This is a genomic window from Marinobacter aromaticivorans (genome assembly GCF_002806975.1).
GTDB classification, from domain to species: domain Bacteria; phylum Pseudomonadota; class Gammaproteobacteria; order Pseudomonadales; family Oleiphilaceae; genus Marinobacter; species Marinobacter aromaticivorans.
The window spans coordinates 99,235-116,249 of record NZ_NIHD01000009.1; the positions used below are offsets into that span (position 1 = coordinate 99,235).

A 17,015-nucleotide genomic window follows, 5' to 3' on the forward strand; every position below is an offset into this window, starting at 1 on the left:
AAGTGCAAAGCCCGAGCCCGCCAGACGAAAAGGATTGTCGAATTTATTTGAATACGTAATTATACGTGCGTATAGTCCTTGGCCCGTTTTTTTTAGTGTCGGTCGGTACTCTGCACTTTTTTGGTGCGTAAGCGGCTGATAATAGTGCATTTATATGCGAGGCGCTTATGGGCTCAGGTTTGTATCATCCACACGAATTCAAGGACAACTGCGGCTTCGGGCTTATCGCCCACATGAAAGGCGAAGCCAGCCACAGGTTGTTGCAAACGGCCATTGAGTCGCTCACATGCATGACTCACAGGGGTGGTATTGCCGCGGATGGAAAAACCGGTGATGGCTGCGGGCTGCTGATTCAGACCCCCCGGGCTTTCCTGAAAAAAGCAGCAATAACGGCATTTGGGAAAGCGCCCGAGGGATTGTTTGCTGCAGGCCAGATTTTCCTGAACCCGGCTTCGGATCGCGCTGCCCTTGGGCGCGCCGCTCTGGAGAAACGGCTGGAAGAGCAGGGCCTTGGTGTTATGGGCTGGCGCGAAGTTCCGGTAGATGGCAGTTGCCTGGGGCCGATGGCGCTGGATTGTATGCCGAAGATAGAGCAGGTCTTCGTAACGGCATCCGGCAGGACAGAGCAGGAATTTGGCCTTGGCCTGTTCATAGCACGCCGCCATGCCGAGCGGGATATGGCAGGGGATTCCGAGTTCTATATCTGCAGTCTTTCCCATCGCACATTGGCCTATAAAGGCCTGATGATGCCGGCAGACCTGGCGAACTTCTACAAAGATCTCGGCGATCCGGATTTTGCCACCGCTATCTGCGTATTCCACCAGCGCTTCTCCACCAACACCATGCCCCGTTGGCCATTGGCCCAGCCGTTCCGTTACCTGGCCCATAACGGTGAAATCAACACCATCGACGGCAACCGTAACTGGGCGCTTGCGCGTGCGGCCAAATTCAACTCCCCGAATCTGCCGGACCTGCAAACCCTGCAGCCCCTGGTTAACCTGACCGGTTCGGATTCCTCAAGCATGGATAATATGCTGGAGGTCCTTCTTGCAGGTGGCGTGGATCTGTTTCGGGCTGCCCGGATGATGGTTCCGCCCGCCTGGCAGAATGTCGATACCATGGATTCTGAGCTGCGGGCTTTCTACGAATACAACTCCATGCACATGGAGCCCTGGGACGGCCCCGCCGGGCTGGTAATGTCAGATGGCCGTTACGCAGTTTGCATGCTCGATCGCAACGGCCTGCGGCCTGCCCGCTGGGTGGTTACCAAAGACGATTTCATCACCCTGGCCTCGGAAACGGGCACCTACGGTTACCAGCCTGAGGATGTGGTCGCAAAAGGTCGCGTCGGGCCGGGGCAGATACTGGCGGTTGATACCGGATCCGGTGAGGTGCTGCATACCCGGGATATCGATCAGCGGCTCAAAACTGCGAAACCCTACAGGCAATGGTTGCGTGAGAATGCGCTGCGGGTGGAATCAACACTGAATCAGGAAACACCGGAATTCCGCCTGATGGAGCCGGACGATCTGCTGGTACACCAGAAGATGTTTATGGTGTCCTACGAAGAGCGCGACCAGATCCTGCGGCCACTTGCTGAAAACGCGCAGGAGGCGGTTGGCTCCATGGGTGACGACACACCCATGGCCGTTTTATCCAGCAAGGTTCGCCATGTTGCGGACTACTTCCGGCAGAAGTTTGCCCAGGTAACCAATCCGCCGATTGATCCTTTGCGGGAAGCCATCGTGATGTCGCTGGAAACCTGCCTGGGGGCAGAGCGTAACGTTTTCGAGGAGACCGCAGAGCATGCAGACAGGATCATTCTGACAACGCCTGTTCTGTCACCCGCCAAGTTTCTCCGTTTAACCAACAACGATCGCCCCGGTTTTTCGGTTGCCCGGATTCCCCTGGGCTATTCGCCGGAACTGGGGCTTGAGCAAGCTGTTCGCCGTGTGTGTCATGAAGCCGAGCAAGCTGTTCGCAGTGGCAAGGTTCTGCTGGTTCTCTCAGACAAAGACCTGAAGCAGGGCGAGCTGCCTGTGAGTTCGTTAATGGCAACGGGGGCGGTTCACCACCATCTGGTGGCAAACGGCCTGCGCTGTGATTCCAACATTATTGTGGAGACCGGCTGGGCCCGGGATCCTCACCATTTTGCGGTACTTTTTGGCTTTGGTGCCACGGCAGTCTATCCGTACCTCGCCTATCAGGTATTGAACGATCTGATTCGTACCGGCGAACTCCTGATGGATCCCATTGAAGCGAAGAACAACTATCGCAAGGGCATCAACAAGGGGCTGCTTAAGATCCTGTCCAAAATGGGCATTTCCACCATTGCATCCTACCGAGGCGCTCAGCTGTTCGAGGCCATCGGGCTTGCTGACGAGGTGGTTGACCTTTGCTTCAAAGGCGTGCCCTCCCGTATTCAGGGCGCGGATTTTTTTGATTTCCAGCAGGATCAGGAGCAGCTTGCCTCCACGGCCTGGAAGCCACGCAAGCCGATTACTCCGGGCGGTTTGCTGAAATATATTCACGGCCAGGAATACCATGCGTTCAATCCGGACGTGGTGAGCACGCTACAGGAAGCGGTCACTACCGGCGATTACGGTCGTTACAGAGAATACGCGGCGCTGGTTAACGAGCGCCCGGTTGCCACTATCCGGGATCTGTTGGGTTTTCGTGAGGGTATAGATGCCATAGAGCTTTCAGAGGTTGAGCCGGTCGGGCAGGTTATCAGCCGGTTTGATTCTGCTGCCATGTCTCTGGGCGCTTTGTCGCCGGAGGCTCACGAGGCGCTGGCGGTGGCGATGAACACGCTGGGTGGGCGCTCCAACTCCGGTGAAGGCGGTGAGGACCCGGCCCGCTATGGCACCGAAAAGCGCTCCAAAATCAAACAGGTGGCTTCGGGCCGCTTTGGCGTTACCGCCGAATACCTGCGTAGCGCCGAGGTCATGCAGATCAAGATTGCCCAGGGTGCCAAACCGGGCGAAGGCGGCCAGTTGCCCGGTGGCAAGGTTAATCAGCTGATTGCCCGCCTGCGCTACTCGGTGCCGGGTGTGACACTGATTTCGCCGCCACCGCACCACGATATCTACTCGATTGAGGATCTGGCGCAACTGATTTTTGATCTCAAACAGGTCAACCCGCAGGCGCTGGTCTCGGTAAAACTGGTGTCCGAGCCGGGCGTTGGCACCATTGCCGCGGGTGTGGCAAAGGCCTATGCCGACCTGATTACCGTCTCCGGCTACGACGGCGGCACGGCCGCAAGCCCCCTGGCTTCCATTCGCTACGCGGGTTCGCCATGGGAACTCGGGTTGACCGAGACGCAACAGGCACTGCGCGCCAACGACCTGCGCGGGAAAATCCGCCTGCAAACAGACGGTGGCATCAAGACCGGCCTGGATGTGGTGAAAGCTGCCATTCTGGGGGCCGAGAGTTTCGGTTTTGGTACTACGCCCATGGTTGCGCTGGGCTGTAAATACCTGCGCATTTGCCATCTGAACAACTGTGCAACCGGCGTTGCAACCCAGAATGAACACCTCCGCGAAGAGCACTTCAAGGGAACGGTGGAAATGGCCATGAATTTCTTCCGTTTTGTGGCGGAGGAAACCCGGGAATGGATGGCGAGGCTGGGGGTACGCACGCTGGAAGAACTGGTTGGGCGTGTGGATCTTCTTGTTCGACTGCCCGGCGATACCGGGCGTCAGAAAAAACTGGATCTCACGCGGCTGTTGTCCAATGACCATATTCCGGCAGACAAACCACAGACGTGTCAGGTTGAGCGCAACCTGCCGTTTGATCAGGGCGCACTGGCCGAGGAAATGCTCAAGGCAATCGCGCCTGCGATAGAAGAAAAGACCGGAGGAGCCTGGAGTTTCAGGGTCACCAACTGCGATCGCTCAATCGGCGCCCGCCTGTCCGGTGAAATTGCGGCAAAGCACGGAAACCAGGGCATGGTTGATGCACCCATCACGCTGGATCTTGTGGGTACCGCCGGCCAGAGTTTTGGTGTCTGGAATGTCGGCGGGCTGAAAATGATTCTTGAGGGGGATGCCAACGACTATGTCGGCAAAGGCATGACCGGCGGCAAGCTGGTGATCAAGCCGCCCCGTGACAGCGCTTTTGAATCCCGGGAAACGGTCATTATAGGTAACACCTGCCTATACGGCGCCACCGGCGGCAGGCTATTTGCCGCCGGTATTGCCGGCGAGCGGTTCGCGGTTCGTAACTCCGGCGCCCATTCGGTTATTGAAGGTGCGGGCGATCACTGCTGTGAGTATATGACCGGTGGCCTGGTGACGGTGCTGGGTTCCACCGGAGCCAACTTTGGTGCCGGCATGACCGGCGGGTTTGCCTATGTGCTGGATATGGACAACACCTTCGTTGATAAATACAACCACGAACTGGTGGAAATCCAGCGCATCTCCCGCGAAGAAATGGAAGCTTATCGCAACCACCTGCGCAGCGTGATCCGGGAACACATCTCGGAAACCGGCAGTGCCTGGGCTGAGCATATTCTTCAGGAATTCGACGATTACATCGGCCGCTTCTGGTTGGTGAAACCCAAAGCTGCGAATTTGCGCAGCCTGCTGGCAAGTACCCGTGCGCGCCCTGAATAAGGTCAGGGCGCTGAGTCTGGTTACTGTTAAGGGTTCCGGGTCGCCGGTAAGCGCAACCCGCGTCGAAACTGAGTTGATGAGAACGTCGATATGAAAGAACGATTGGATAACGATTTCCAGTTTGTGGAAGTAGGGCGCATAGACCCGAAGAAAGTTCCTGCGAAGAAGCGAAAGAAAGAGTTTGGTGAAATTTACCATCCGTTTAGCGCCGATCAGGCGGCGTCCCAGTCCCATCGCTGTCTGGAATGCGGGAATCCCTATTGCGAATGGAAGTGCCCGGTACACAACTACATCCCTAACTGGCTGAAGCTGGTTTCCGAAGGCAATATCATGAAAGCCGTTGAGTTGTGTCACCAGACCAATTCGCTGCCGGAGGTGTGTGGCCGGGTTTGCCCGCAGGATCGCTTGTGCGAGGGTGCCTGCACGCTTAATGACGGCTTTGGTGCGGTCACCATCGGCTCGGTTGAGAAATACATTACAGATACGGCCTTTGCCCTTGGCTGGAAGCCGGACATGTCTGCGGTCAAATGGACCGACAAAAAAGTGGCCGTGATTGGTGCGGGCCCGGCAGGTCTGGGCTGTGCCGACGTGCTGGTTCGCAACGGTGTGAAGCCGGTGGTGTTTGATATATATCCTGAAATTGGTGGCCTGCTGACTTTCGGTATCCCCGAATTCAAGCTGGAAAAATCCGTGATGAGCCGCCGCAGGCAGGTATTTGAGGAAATGGGCGTTGAGTTCCGTTTGTCCACCGAGGTAGGCAAGGATGTCCGGCTGCAGGAGATTCTTGATGAATACGATGCTGTATTTATGGGCATGGGCACCTACACCTACATGAAAGGTGGTTTCCCCGGAGAGGACCTGCCCGGTGTGTACGATGCCCTGCCATTTCTGGTGTCCAACGTGAACCGCCGCCTGGGTTATGAAAAGGACGCGGCAGATTTTATCGACCTGAAAGGCAAGCGCGTTGTGGTCCTGGGTGGTGGCGATACCGCCATGGACTGCAACCGGACCTCCATTCGCCAGCAGGCCCAGAGCGTGACCTGCGCCTACCGCCGCGACGAGGCCAATATGCCAGGCTCGCGCCGGGAAGTGGCCAACGCCAAGGAAGAAGGGGTGAAGTTTCTGTTCAATCGCCAGCCCGTCGCCATCGTGGGCAGGGATCAGGTTGAAGGCGTAAAAGTTGTATCCACACAGCTGGGCGAGCCGGATGAAAACGGGCGCCGCCGCCCTGAAGTGATCCCGGGCAGCGAGGAAGTGATTCCGGCAGACGCGGTTCTGGTCGCTTTTGGTTTCCGCCCGAGCCCCGCTGACTGGTTTGGCGAGCTGGCAATTGACACCGACGATTCCGGTCGGGTAATCGCTCCGGAAGACGCTGAATACGGCTTTCAGACCAGCAACCCGAAAATCTTTGCCGGCGGTGACATGGTTCGGGGCTCGGATCTTGTTGTTACGGCCATCTGGGAAGGCCGTCAGGCGGCTGAAGGTATCATGGATTACCTGGATATCTGATCCAGCGCCGATTGCGTATTGAAAAGGCCGGTTTGCTAAGGGTAAACCAGCCTTTTTTATTGCGGCAAACGGGGTATCATTGCGGGTATCTCATTAAGATCCTTTGTATAAACTGTTGGAACCCCTATGACCGAGTTGAAGAATGACCGCTTCCTGCGCGCCCTGATGCGCCAGCCTGTTGATCGTACCCCGGTATGGATGATGCGCCAGGCCGGCCGTTATTTACCCGAGTATCGCGCTACCCGGGAGAAAGCGGGTGACTTCCTCAGCTTGTGCAAGAACACGCCGCTTGCGTGTGAAGTAACCCTCCAGCCTCTTGAGCGTTTCCCGCTGGATGCGGCGATTCTGTTTTCCGACATTCTTACCATTCCCGATGCCCTGGGTCTGGGGCTGTACTTCGAAACCGGCGAAGGCCCCAAGTTCAAGCACACCATACGCTCCAAAGCGGATGTGGATGCCATGCCAAAGATCAATGCGGAAGTTGATCTCGACTATGTGATGAACGCCGTTTCTACCATTCGGGGTGCGCTAGATGGAAGAGTCCCCCTGATCGGCTTCTCCGGCAGCCCCTGGACGCTGGCAACCTATATGGTTGAAGGGGGCTCCTCCAAGGATTTTCGCGAAGCCAAAAAGCTCATGTACAGCCAGCCGGACGTGATGCATCAACTGCTGGACCTGCTGGCAGACGCTGTTGTTGATTATCTTAACGGCCAGATCAAGGCAGGTGCCCAGGCCATCCAGATATTTGATACCTGGGGTGGCATGCTCAGCGGCTGGGCGTATGAGGAATTTTCTCTGCGTTACATGAAGAAGATAGTGGATAACCTGATCCGCGAGAACGACGGGCGCTATGTTCCCGTAATCCTGTTCACCAAAAACGGCGGCCAGTGGCTGGAGTCCATTGCAGACTCAGGGGCTGACGCTGTAGGCCTGGACTGGACCACGGATATCGGCGATGCCCGGGCCCGCGTGGGTGATCGTGTAGCCCTGCAGGGCAATATGGATCCTTCCATGCTCTACGCACCCAAGGCGCGAATTCGTGAGGAAGTGGGCGATATCCTGCGCCGCTACGGCCCAGGCCCGGGTCATATATTCAATCTTGGCCATGGTATTACCCCGGACGTGGATCCCGAGCACGCCAAAGCCTTCATCGAGGCCGTTGTTGAGTTAAGCCCGGAGTACCACCGCTAGCGCTTTTTCGAGCCAAGGGGGTATTATCCCTCAATGACTCGAAGTGTAGGCGAGGTTCTTGCCTCGGTTAGATCCCTGTTGGGTGGCACGGCTGCCCTGATTGCCGGCAATAACCTGCTCGGTGTTGTCCTGCCGCTTCGCATGGAAGCGGCAGGTTATCCGGTGGCGCTGACCGGGGCGATCATGGCCGCCTACTACTTTGGTCTCGCGCTCGGAGGACTACGTGGAAAGCGGGTAATTCTCCGCATCGGGCACATCCGCGCATTCGCTGCTTTCGCCGCCCTGACGGCGGCAGTCACACTGGCTTATACGGCTTTTACCCACCCCGCGGCATGGGTGGCTCTCCGGGTCGTTAACGGCTTCTGCATCGCCGGTTTGACGGCCACGATTGAAAGCTGGCTGAACACCAAAAGCAGCAACGAAACCCGTGGCCGCGTTCTCGGTTTCTACATGCTCACCTATTATCTGGCAATCGCAGCCGGCCAGACACTGGTCAACCTCTCTGATCCCGCCGCTCCCGATCTTTTCATGTTGGCCGCAACCCTGACGGTGGTTTCCCTGATACCGGTGGCAATGACCAGCCTGGGCGAGCCCAATCTCAGTGACAGCCGTGTGCTCAACGTCAGGGCACTCTACGCAGCATCACCGGTTGGCCTGATTGGGGCCGGTGTTGCGGGCCTGATGGTGGGTTCCTTTTATGCCCTGGGAATCGTGTTTGCGCGCCGGATCGGATTGAGCGTGACTGAAGCCGCCATGTTCATGAGCGTTGTAGTGCTTGGCGGGCTTGCATTCCAGCTTCCCATGGGCATGCTTGCAGACCGCTACGACCGGCGCCTTGTCATGTCCCTGGCGTTGATTGCCGTTGGCGGTGTCTGGATGGTTCTGGCCGCCTCCGCCGCCTCGGGAATACCGTTTTTTGCCTTGCTGATAATGGCGCTGATGTTCGGAGGTGCCATGAGCAGTATCTACCCGCTCTGTGTTGCGGAGACCTTCGACCGCCTTGAACGCAGATACTACGTTGCCGCATCGGGCCGATTACTGATGATTCACTCGATCGGTGCAACCGCCGGGCCGCTGCTGGCATCGGGGCTTATGACCATCTACGGGCCGTTCAGCTTTTTCATGTTTGAATCCGCAGTGGCCTTGGTTTACGCCATGTATGTTCTCATGCGCCTGGGTGTGCGGCCGCCAATCCCCAAGGCTCTGCGGGAAAAATACGTACCTCTCCCCGATGTAGCCCCCACCACCACCGGCCTCGATCCACGCTGCCAGGATGAAAACGGCCGCGACTGCTGACCCGATCATGCCAAAAGGCCGGCCCTCGGCCCAACAGCATCCATGTGGATGCAGAGCCCCGTTACGTCTATAGTCTCGTCAGATGGTAGCAACAATGAAGGAGCAGCCTCTTGCCCGCCAAAGCCTCAGAAAAAAGAAAGTTTCACCGCATCAGCTTTGATGCTCCATGCGAACTCCATGCCCTTGATCGCGTTTGGGAAACGGAGGTGCTGGATATCTCCCTGAAAGGCGTGCTGGTGAAACGGCCCGACGGCTGGGATGTACCCCTGAGCCAGCCATGTGAGGTGATCGTTCATCTGGATGAGCAGCGGGCCGGTATCGTTATGGCTGTTGAATTAAAGCATGTTGAGGACCAGCGGCTAGGCTTCAGATGCCAATACATTGACCTGGAAAGTGCTACTCATTTGAAGCGTCTTGTTGAATTGAACCTGGGGGATCCGGTTCTTCTTGAGCGGGAGTTTGCGCACTTAATTGGCCGCTAGGCGTTGGTTTTTCTTGCCAGGCCACTAAAGTCAGCGGTTTTGGACGAGCAAAGCTTAAAGCTCCTCCAAGGCAGTAATCGCCTCGCTAAGCTTGGACACAGGAATCACCTTCATACCCTCAATAGCCTTGCGTGGTGCATTGGATTTAGGCACCAGCGCACGGTTAAAGCCATGTTTTGCTGCCTCATAGATGCGCTCCTGGCCACTGGGCACAGGCCGGATCTCTCCGGACAGGCCAACTTCTCCAAAAATAACCAGATCCTGGGGCAGGGCACGGTCGCGGAACGAAGAAACAACGGCGGCGAGAAGCGCCAGGTCTGCGCTGGTTTCATTTACTTTGACGCCGCCAACGACGTTCACAAAAACATCCTGGTCGGATACGTGCAAGCCGCCGTGGCGATGAAGAACCGCCAGTAACATTGCCAGCCGGTTCTGGTCCAGGCCAACCGCTACCCGCCTTGGGTAGCTGCCCTGCGCCATATCCACCAAGGCCTGAATCTCCACCAGCATGGGGCGCGTACCTTCCCAGACTACCATAACCACGCTGCCGGGCGCGGCGTCTTCACCCCGGTTCAGGAAAATCGCGCTGGGGTTTTTAACTTCCTTCAGACCCTGTTCCAGCATGGCAAATACGCCCAGCTCGTTCACCGCACCAAAACGGTTCTTGATGCCGCGAAGGGTGCGGTAGCGGCTGTCGCTGGAGCCTTCCAGCAGGATAGAACAGTCAATCATGTGCTCCAGAACTTTCGGGCCGGCCAGGCTGCCGTCCTTGGTGACGTGGCCCACCAGTAACAGGATAGTGCCTGTCTGCTTGGCGAAGCGGGTCAGAAACGCGGCGCTTTCGCGAACCTGGGAGACCGAGCCGGGAGCGGACTCGATATCCGCCACGTGCATCACCTGGATACTGTCTACCACCAGGATCCGCGGTTTTTCCGCTTCAGCCACCTGCATGACCCGCTCGACACTGGTCTCGGAGAGCATCTTCAGATCTTTGGTAGGTAAGCCCAAACGCTTGGCGCGCATGGCCACCTGCTGCAGGGATTCCTCACCGGTCACGTAAAGCGCGGGAACACCGGCAGCGAGGTGGCACACAGCCTGGAGTAGCAGGGTGCTTTTGCCCGCCCCCGGGTGGCCACCCATGAGCACAGCCGAACCCTCAACCAACCCGCCGCCCAGAACCCGGTCGAATTCCTGCATGCCGGTGCTGATACGTTCCTGCTCGGCCAGGCTTACCTCATCCAGGCTCTGCACGGCGGACAGGCTGCCTGCAAAGCCCTCAAAGCGAACACCGCGAGCGCCTTTAGCATTACTGCTGACGCCGCGGACTTCGCTGATGGTATTCCACGCCTGGCAGGCCGTGCACTGGCCCTGCCATTTGGAGTAGTCGGCGCCGCACTCAGTGCAAACGTAGGCGGTTTTGGCTTTTGCCATGAAGATAGTCCTGGTGGTTTTGTGGAGCGTTCAACCTCTCACCCTCTCCCCCGGCCCCTCTCCCGTGAAGGGAGAGGGGAGCTACACATCCAAAGCCTGCAAGGCTCAGCACAATCTCCCAGGCAGCACAGTAAAAGCCCCTCTCCCCCTGCGGGAGAGGGGTTGGGGAGAGGGGAGCTACACATCCAAAGCCTGCAAGGCCCCGCACAATCTCCCAGGCAGCACAGCAAAAGCCCCTCTCCCCCTGCGGGAGAGGGGTTGGGGAGAGGGGAGCTATAACACCCAAAGCCTGCAAGGCCCCGCACAATCTCCCAGGCAGCACAGTAAAAGCCCCTCTCCCCCTGAGGGAGAGGGGTTGGGGAGAGGGGGCGGGATGTGTTGTCATTCACGCCAACTTCTTATACTTCATACGCTGAGGCACCATGGCAGAATCCCCTTTGCGCTTCTTGTGGTCCTCATCGTACTCGGCGAAGTTACCTTCGAAGTACACCACCTCGCCATCATCCTCAAACGCCAGAATGTGCGTGGCAACCCGGTCCAGGAACCAGCGGTCGTGGGAGATAACCAGGACGGAGCCGGGGAAATTCAGCAGGGCTTCTTCCAGTGCGCGCAGGGTCTCAACGTCCAGATCGTTGGTGGGTTCGTCCAGCAGCAGCACGTTGCCGCCTTCTTTCAGCAACTTGGCCAGGTGCAGACGGTTGCGCTCACCACCCGACAAGTCGCCCACGCGCTTTTGCTGGTCTGAGCCTTTGAAGTTGAAACGGCCAGCATACGCCCTTGAAGGGGTTTCGTAGTTGCCTACTTTAATGATGTCCTGGCCATCACTGAGCAGTTCCCAAACGGTTTTGGAGCCGTCCAGGTCGCGGCTCTGGTCCACATAGGCCAGTTTGACCGTTTCGCCCACGGTAATCGTGCCGGAGTTAGGCTGGTCATAGCCGGCGATCATGCGGAACAGGGTGGATTTACCGGCGCCGTTACCACCGATAATACCCACGATGGCACCGGGCGGCACGGTGAAGGAAACGTCTTCGTACAGCAGGTGATCGCCAAAGGCTTTGCTGATGCCTTCCACTTCAATGACCTTGTCGCCCAGGCGGGGGCCGGGCGGGATATAAAGCTCATTGGTTTCGTTACGCTTCTGGAACTCCTGCGAGCTCATTTCTTCAAAGCGTGCAAGGCGGGCCTTGCTCTTGGATTGGCGCCCTTTGGCGTTACTACGAACCCATTCCAGTTCGTGTTTGACGGCTTTCTGGTGGGCCGCTTCCTGCTTGGACTCCATTTCCAGGCGCTTTTCCTTGTTTTCCAGCCACTGGCTGTAGTTGCCTTCAAACGGGATGCCATGGCCCCGGTCCAGCTCCAGAATCCAGCCGGCTACGTTGTCAAGGAAGTAGCGGTCGTGGGTGATGGCGACGACCGTACCGCTGTAATCGTGCAGGAAGCGTTCCAGCCAGGCCACGGACTCGGCATCCAGGTGGTTGGTGGGCTCGTCCAGAAGCAGCATGTCCGGGCTGGAGAGCAGCAGACGGCACAGGGCTACCCGGCGGCGCTCACCGCCGGAGAGATTCTTGACCGGCTGATCCCAGGGTGGCAGGCGCAGGGCATCAGCGGCAACTTCCATTTTGCGCTCTATATCGTGGCCGTCAGTGGCCTGAATCAATGCTTCCAGTTCGCCCTGCTTTTTGGCCAGCGCGTCAAAATCTGCATCCGGTTCCGCGTAGGCGGCGTAAACCTGGTCGAGTTCCGCCAGCGCGCTGTGAACATCAGCCACGGCTTCATCAACAATCTCTTTTACGGTTTTGCTTTCGTCCAGCTCCGGTTCCTGGGGCAGATAGCCCACGTTAATGCCGGGCTGGGGGCGGGCCTCGCCGGTGTAATCCTTGTCTACGCCCGCCATAATGCGCAGGAGCGTGGATTTACCGGAGCCGTTGAGGCCGAGCACGCCAATCTTGGCGCCCGGGAAAAAGCTCAGGGATATGTCCTTGAGAATCTCGCGTTTGGGTGGAACCACCTTGCCCACGCGATTCATGCTGTATACGTACTGGGCCATAAAGGCATTAACCTCTTTGCAAAACGGGATGTGACGGGGTTGCGGAGGCGTTATTGGCTGGCGCCTCTCTGAACTTCACAGTTGGGTCTGTAAGGTATCTAAACCCGGGAGCTATAGCAATTTCAGCAAAACAGCGATTATCCGCATGACGGTATCTGCGAACTGCATAAAGGATGATTTTCAACCCGGTAATGGGCTAGAATAGCGGCCCGAATTTTATGGGATTCCGGGGCTATTCCCAAACTCTCCGGGCCAGTCAAGCACACAGGGGCAGCGCACCGATGTTTAATCGTGATATGAAAATCGCCGGTTTCGACGACGAACTCTGGAATGCCATGCAGGCGGAAAGCAAGCGTCAGGAGGCTCATATTGAGCTGATTGCCTCCGAGAACTACACCAGCCCGCGGGTAATGGAAGCCCAGGGCAGCGACCTGACCAACAAGTACGCCGAGGGCTATCCCGGCAAGCGGTACTATGGTGGCTGTGAGTTCGTTGATATCGCTGAGCAGCTGGCCATTGATCGCGCCAAAGAGCTGTTTGGCGCCGCCTACGCCAACGTGCAGCCGCACTCCGGCTCCCAGGCCAACGCCGCCGTATTCATGGCGCTGGTTAATCCGGGCGATACGGTTCTGGGCATGAGCCTGGCCCACGGTGGCCACCTGACTCATGGCGCTGGCGTGAACTTCTCCGGCAAGATCTACAACGCTGTGCAGTACGGTATTGATACCGATACCGGCCTGATTGATTACGACGAGCTCGAAGCGCTGGCGGTTGAGCACAAGCCGAAGATGATCATTGCCGGCTTCTCTGCCTATTCCCAGGAGCTGGATTTTGCCCGTTTCCGTGCTATTGCAGACAAGGTGGGTGCCTACCTGTTCGTGGACATGGCTCATGTTGCTGGCCTGGTTGCTGCCGGCGTTTATCCCGATCCGGTTCCGCACGCGCACGTGGTCACAACCACCACCCACAAAACCCTGCGCGGACCCCGTGGCGGCCTTATTCTGGCCTGCGACGACGAAGCATTGCACAAAAAGCTGAACTCGGCGGTTTTCCCGGGTAACCAGGGCGGCCCGCTGATGCACGTGATTGCTGCCAAGGCGATCTGCTTCAAGGAAGCCATGAGCGATGAGTTCAAGGCCTATCAGCAGCAGGTGGTGAGGAATGCCTCGGCCATGGCACAGGTATTTGTTGACCGCGGCTACGATGTGGTTTCCGGCGGCACTAAAAACCATCTGTTCCTGGTGAGCCTGATCAAGCAGGATATTACCGGTAAAGATGCCGACGCGGCGCTTGGCCGTGCCCACATCACCGTGAACAAGAACGCTGTTCCCAATGACCCGCGCTCGCCATTTGTGACCTCTGGCCTGCGTCTGGGTACGCCAGCCATCACAACCCGTGGTTTTGGTGAGGCGGAATGCCGTGAGCTGGCAGGCTGGATTTGCGATATTCTTGATAACCTGGAAGACGAATCTGTCATCACCCGTGTTCGCGAGCAGGTAGAAGCCCTGTGTGCGCGTTTCCCGGTATACAGCTAAGCACCTTCAAGACCCTGCCGGGCAGGGTGTGCGTTAGTCGCGCCACCCGGCCCTCTCCGGAGTACCTGATATGCATTGTCCCTTCTGTGGTGAAGCAGATACCAAGGTTATTGACTCGCGGCTCGTGGCCGAGGGTGATCAGGTGCGCCGCCGCAGAGAGTGCCTCTCCTGCCGGGAGCGTTTTACCACATTTGAGTCTGCCGAGCTGGTTATGCCCCGGGTGGTCAAGCAGGACGGCATCCGGCAACCGTTTGACGAAGAAAAACTGCGCTCCGGTATTATGAAAGCCCTGGAAAAGCGCCCTGTCAGCATTGAGCAGATCGATGCTGCCCTGAATCGCATAAAATACCGTTTGCGGGCCACCGGTGAGCGCGAGGTAAAGTCCATGCAACTGGGCGAAGAGGTGATGACCGAACTTCGCCAGCTCGACAAGGTTGCGTATGTACGGTTTGCGTCTGTTTATCGCAGTTTTCAGGATATCAATGAATTCAAGGAAGAAATCGAGCGGCTCTCGGCCACCAACGGCGAAGCGGCCGTTGATGTTGCAAAGGCGCTGGCGGACAACCATTCTCCTGAAGGAAAAAAATGACCGAACTCCGGGAACGGTCCATGATGGCCCGGGCTGTGCAGCTTGCATGGCGGGGCCGCTATTCAACGCATCCCAACCCCCGGGTTGGCTGTGTGATAGCCCGTGGCGACAGGATTCTGGGCGAAGGCTGGCATGAGCGGGCCGGAGAGGCCCATGCTGAAACCCGCGCCCTGAGCCAGGCTGGTACGGCGGCCCGGGGTGCGACGGCTTATGTCACTCTGGAACCCTGCAGTCATTTTGGTCGCACGCCGCCCTGTGCCCGTGCCCTGATTGATGCGGGTGTGTCGCGGGTTTTTGCGGCCACGCAAGATCCCAACCCTTCGGTCTCCGGGCGGGGGCTGGCCATGCTTCGGGAAGCCGGTATCAGGGTCGAGCTGGGGCTGCTCGCGGAGGAGGCTGCACGCCTGAACCCGGGATTTATGAAGCGTATGAAGACCGGTCGCCCCTGGGTCCGGCTGAAAATGGCGGCGAGCCTGGATGGGCGCACGGCCATGGCCTCCGGTGAGAGCCAGTGGATTACCGGTAGTGAGGCGCGCCGGGACGTTCAGCGGCTGCGGGCTGTCAGTGATGCGATCCTTACCGGCGTTGGTACGGTGCTTGCGGACGACCCTTCGTTAACCGTGCGCCGTGAAGAGCTCGGTGACATAGGTGACGCCACGGAACCGTCGCGACAGCCGTTGCGAGTGATTGCCGACAGGGACGCCAGGACACCACCCTCCGCTACAATTTTACGTGGTGGCAAGGTGCAGGTGTTCTGCGCATCGTCTACGCTGGCAACAGCGCCCGCACAGGATCTTGCCGCATTGGGGATACGGCTGAAAGGCGTTGCCTGGAAGGATAACGGTGTTGATGTCTCCGAGCTTCTGGATTCGCTGGGTGAGCTGGGCATCAACGAATTGCTGGTTGAGGCCGGGCCCACGCTGGCAGGCACGTTTATCAGCGAGCAACTGGTAGACGAACTCTGGTTGTACCAGGCTCCGGTTTTTCTGGGCAGTACCGGCCGGCCCACGGCGCATCTGCCACTGGAAACCATGGCTGACAAAATCGAATGGACGGTGCAGGACCGGCGACAGGTAGGAAACGATCAGCGTCTGATTCTGGTCCGCCGCTAAACGTTTAAATTCACAGTGCGTCTCAAAACCTCTGCGTTGGGCAGTGGAAGGTGCATTGAAAGGGTGCAAAAACAGTATGGCACTGAACAGTGTTGAAGAAATCATTGAAGACATCCGCCAGGGCAGGATGGTTATCCTGATGGATGATGAAGATCGTGAAAATGAAGGCGATCTGGTGATGGCGGCAGAACACTGCACCGCCGAAGACATAAACTTTATGGCGCGCTTTGGTCGCGGCCTTATCTGCATGCCCATGACCCGTGACCGGTGTGAGCAGCTGGGTCTGTCGTTGATGGTGCAACAGAATGCTTCAGGCTTCGGCACCAAATTTACCGTGTCCATCGAAGCGGCCACGGGCGTCACCACAGGTATTTCAGCGGCAGATCGCGCACGCACGGTGCAGGCGGCAGTGGCCCGTAATGCCAAGGCGTCGGATCTGGTTCAGCCCGGGCACATTTTCCCGCTGATGTCAGACCCCGGGGGTGTCCTTAGCCGGGCTGGCCATACAGAAGCTTCCTGTGATCTGGCATCTCTGGCGGGCTGCGAGCCCGCCGGTGTTATCTGCGAAATCATGAATGACGACGGCTCCATGGCGCGCAGGGAAGATCTTGAGCGCTTCGCCCAGGAGCACAACCTGAAGATCGGCACCATTGCCGACCTGATTCACTACCGCACCACCCATGAACGCACCGTTGAGTGCGTTGAAGAGAACCAGCTTGATACTGAGTATGGTGTGTTCAAACTGCGTACCTACCGGGACGTTATCCAGGGCTCTACCCACCTGGCCATGATATTTGGGGAGATTCCAGCGGATGAACCCGTGTACGTGCGTGTTCACATAACCGATACGCTCCGGGACTTGCTGGGCGCGCGCCGTAAGGATTCCCGCAGCTGGCCGCTGCATCATGCGCTTGAAAAAGTCGCCGCGGAAGGCAGTGGTGTGGTGGTTCTGCTCAACAGCGCGGAGGACAGCTACAACCTGGAGGACCGCATCCATGATTTCTTTGATCAGGGGGAGCGGCCCGCAGGCAAAGGCAGCTCTGGTGTTTATTTCACCATAGGCACCGGCTCCCAGATTCTGCGGGATATAGGCGTAAGCAAAATGCGCCTGTTGAGCCCACCTGTAAAATACTCGGCGATTTCCGGGTTCGACCTGGAAGTGGTTGAGTACATTCCCTACACCCCGGACCGATAAACCTGGTCGCAG

At 57.9% G+C, this 17,015-nt stretch carries 11 protein-coding genes; 9 read left to right on the plus strand and 2 right to left on the minus strand.

Annotation, left to right across the window (positions count from 1 at the left end; all coding sequences use genetic code 11):
- Nucleotides 1–167 precede the first annotated feature (167 nt).
- The 5 genes from gltB (at nt 168) to CDH48_RS13825 (ending at nt 9,094) form a co-directional block, all read left to right on the plus strand.
- The gene (gene gltB / locus CDH48_RS13805; protein ID WP_100689327.1) at nt 168–4,616 is read left to right on the plus strand and encodes a glutamate synthase large subunit; all 4,449 of its coding nucleotides are present in this window, start codon (nt 168–170) and stop codon (nt 4,614–4,616) included.
- Between the two features lie 90 nt (nt 4,617–4,706).
- A complete protein-coding gene (locus CDH48_RS13810; RefSeq protein ID WP_100689328.1) occupies nt 4,707–6,125 on the plus strand; it encodes an FAD-dependent oxidoreductase in 1,419 nt (472 codons plus the stop codon).
- A 126-nt stretch (nt 6,126–6,251) separates the two neighbouring features.
- Nucleotides 6,252–7,316, plus strand: a complete 1,065-nt coding sequence (gene hemE, locus CDH48_RS13815; protein ID WP_100689329.1) for a uroporphyrinogen decarboxylase — start codon at nt 6,252–6,254, stop codon at nt 7,314–7,316.
- A 33-nt stretch (nt 7,317–7,349) separates the two neighbouring features.
- On the plus strand, nt 7,350–8,612 hold the full coding sequence (locus CDH48_RS13820; protein ID WP_100689330.1) for an MFS transporter: 1,263 nt from the start codon (nt 7,350–7,352) through the stop codon (nt 8,610–8,612).
- A 110-nt stretch (nt 8,613–8,722) separates the two neighbouring features.
- Nucleotides 8,723–9,094, plus strand: coding sequence for a PilZ domain-containing protein (locus tag CDH48_RS13825; RefSeq protein ID WP_100689331.1), 372 nt, complete (start codon nt 8,723–8,725; stop codon nt 9,092–9,094).
- A 54-nt stretch (nt 9,095–9,148) separates the two neighbouring features.
- Here the strand turns inward: CDH48_RS13825 and radA are convergent, their stop codons facing one another.
- Entirely contained in the window at nt 9,149–10,525 is a 1,377-nt protein-coding gene (gene radA, locus CDH48_RS13830) for a DNA repair protein RadA (protein ID WP_100689332.1), read from the minus strand.
- Nucleotides 10,526–10,910: 385 nt separating this feature from the next.
- The gene (gene ettA, locus CDH48_RS13835) at nt 10,911–12,572 is read right to left on the minus strand and encodes an energy-dependent translational throttle protein EttA (RefSeq protein WP_100689333.1); all 1,662 of its coding nucleotides are present in this window, start codon (nt 12,570–12,572) and stop codon (nt 10,911–10,913) included.
- 281 nt (nt 12,573–12,853) lie between these two features.
- On the opposite strand from ettA, the gene glyA reads away from it, so the two are divergent.
- The 4 genes from glyA to ribBA all read left to right on the plus strand — a co-directional run bounded on the left by glyA (nt 12,854) and on the right by ribBA (nt 17,003).
- Nucleotides 12,854–14,107, plus strand: coding sequence for a serine hydroxymethyltransferase (gene glyA, locus CDH48_RS13840; RefSeq protein WP_100689334.1), 1,254 nt, complete (start codon nt 12,854–12,856; stop codon nt 14,105–14,107).
- 70 nt (nt 14,108–14,177) lie between these two features.
- Nucleotides 14,178–14,696, plus strand: coding sequence for a transcriptional regulator NrdR (nrdR, locus tag CDH48_RS13845; RefSeq protein WP_100689335.1), 519 nt, complete (start codon nt 14,178–14,180; stop codon nt 14,694–14,696).
- Complete coding sequence (ribD, locus tag CDH48_RS13850; RefSeq protein ID WP_100689336.1) at nt 14,693–15,808, plus strand: bifunctional diaminohydroxyphosphoribosylaminopyrimidine deaminase/5-amino-6-(5-phosphoribosylamino)uracil reductase RibD; 1,116 nt, start codon at nt 14,693–14,695, stop codon at nt 15,806–15,808. Before nrdR ends, ribD begins: the two co-directional genes overlap by 4 nt.
- Before the next feature lie 76 nt (nt 15,809–15,884).
- Nucleotides 15,885–17,003, plus strand: a complete 1,119-nt coding sequence (gene ribBA / locus CDH48_RS13855; protein WP_100689337.1) for a bifunctional 3,4-dihydroxy-2-butanone-4-phosphate synthase/GTP cyclohydrolase II — start codon at nt 15,885–15,887, stop codon at nt 17,001–17,003.
- Nucleotides 17,004–17,015: the final 12 nt, after the last annotated feature.

What these genes read in the sequence shown, in the direction of transcription:
- ribBA (WP_100689337.1), top strand. Translation starts at nt 15,885, where the DNA reads ATGGCACTGAACAGTGTTGAAGAAATCATTGAAGACATCCGCCAGGGC.
- ribD (WP_100689336.1), top strand. Translation starts at nt 14,693, where the DNA reads ATGACCGAACTCCGGGAACGGTCCATGATGGCCCGGGCTGTGCAGCTT.
- hemE (WP_100689329.1), top strand. Translation starts at nt 6,252, where the DNA reads ATGACCGAGTTGAAGAATGACCGCTTCCTGCGCGCCCTGATGCGCCAG.
- ettA (WP_100689333.1), bottom strand. Translation starts at nt 12,572, where the DNA reads ATGGCCCAGTACGTATACAGCATGAATCGCGTGGGCAAGGTGGTTCCA.
- CDH48_RS13810 (WP_100689328.1), top strand. Translation starts at nt 4,707, where the DNA reads ATGAAAGAACGATTGGATAACGATTTCCAGTTTGTGGAAGTAGGGCGC.
- nrdR (WP_100689335.1), top strand. Translation starts at nt 14,178, where the DNA reads ATGCATTGTCCCTTCTGTGGTGAAGCAGATACCAAGGTTATTGACTCG.
- gltB (WP_100689327.1), top strand. Translation starts at nt 168, where the DNA reads ATGGGCTCAGGTTTGTATCATCCACACGAATTCAAGGACAACTGCGGC.
- CDH48_RS13820 (WP_100689330.1), top strand. Translation starts at nt 7,350, where the DNA reads ATGACTCGAAGTGTAGGCGAGGTTCTTGCCTCGGTTAGATCCCTGTTG.
- glyA (WP_100689334.1), top strand. Translation starts at nt 12,854, where the DNA reads ATGTTTAATCGTGATATGAAAATCGCCGGTTTCGACGACGAACTCTGG.
- radA (WP_100689332.1), bottom strand. Translation starts at nt 10,525, where the DNA reads ATGGCAAAAGCCAAAACCGCCTACGTTTGCACTGAGTGCGGCGCCGAC.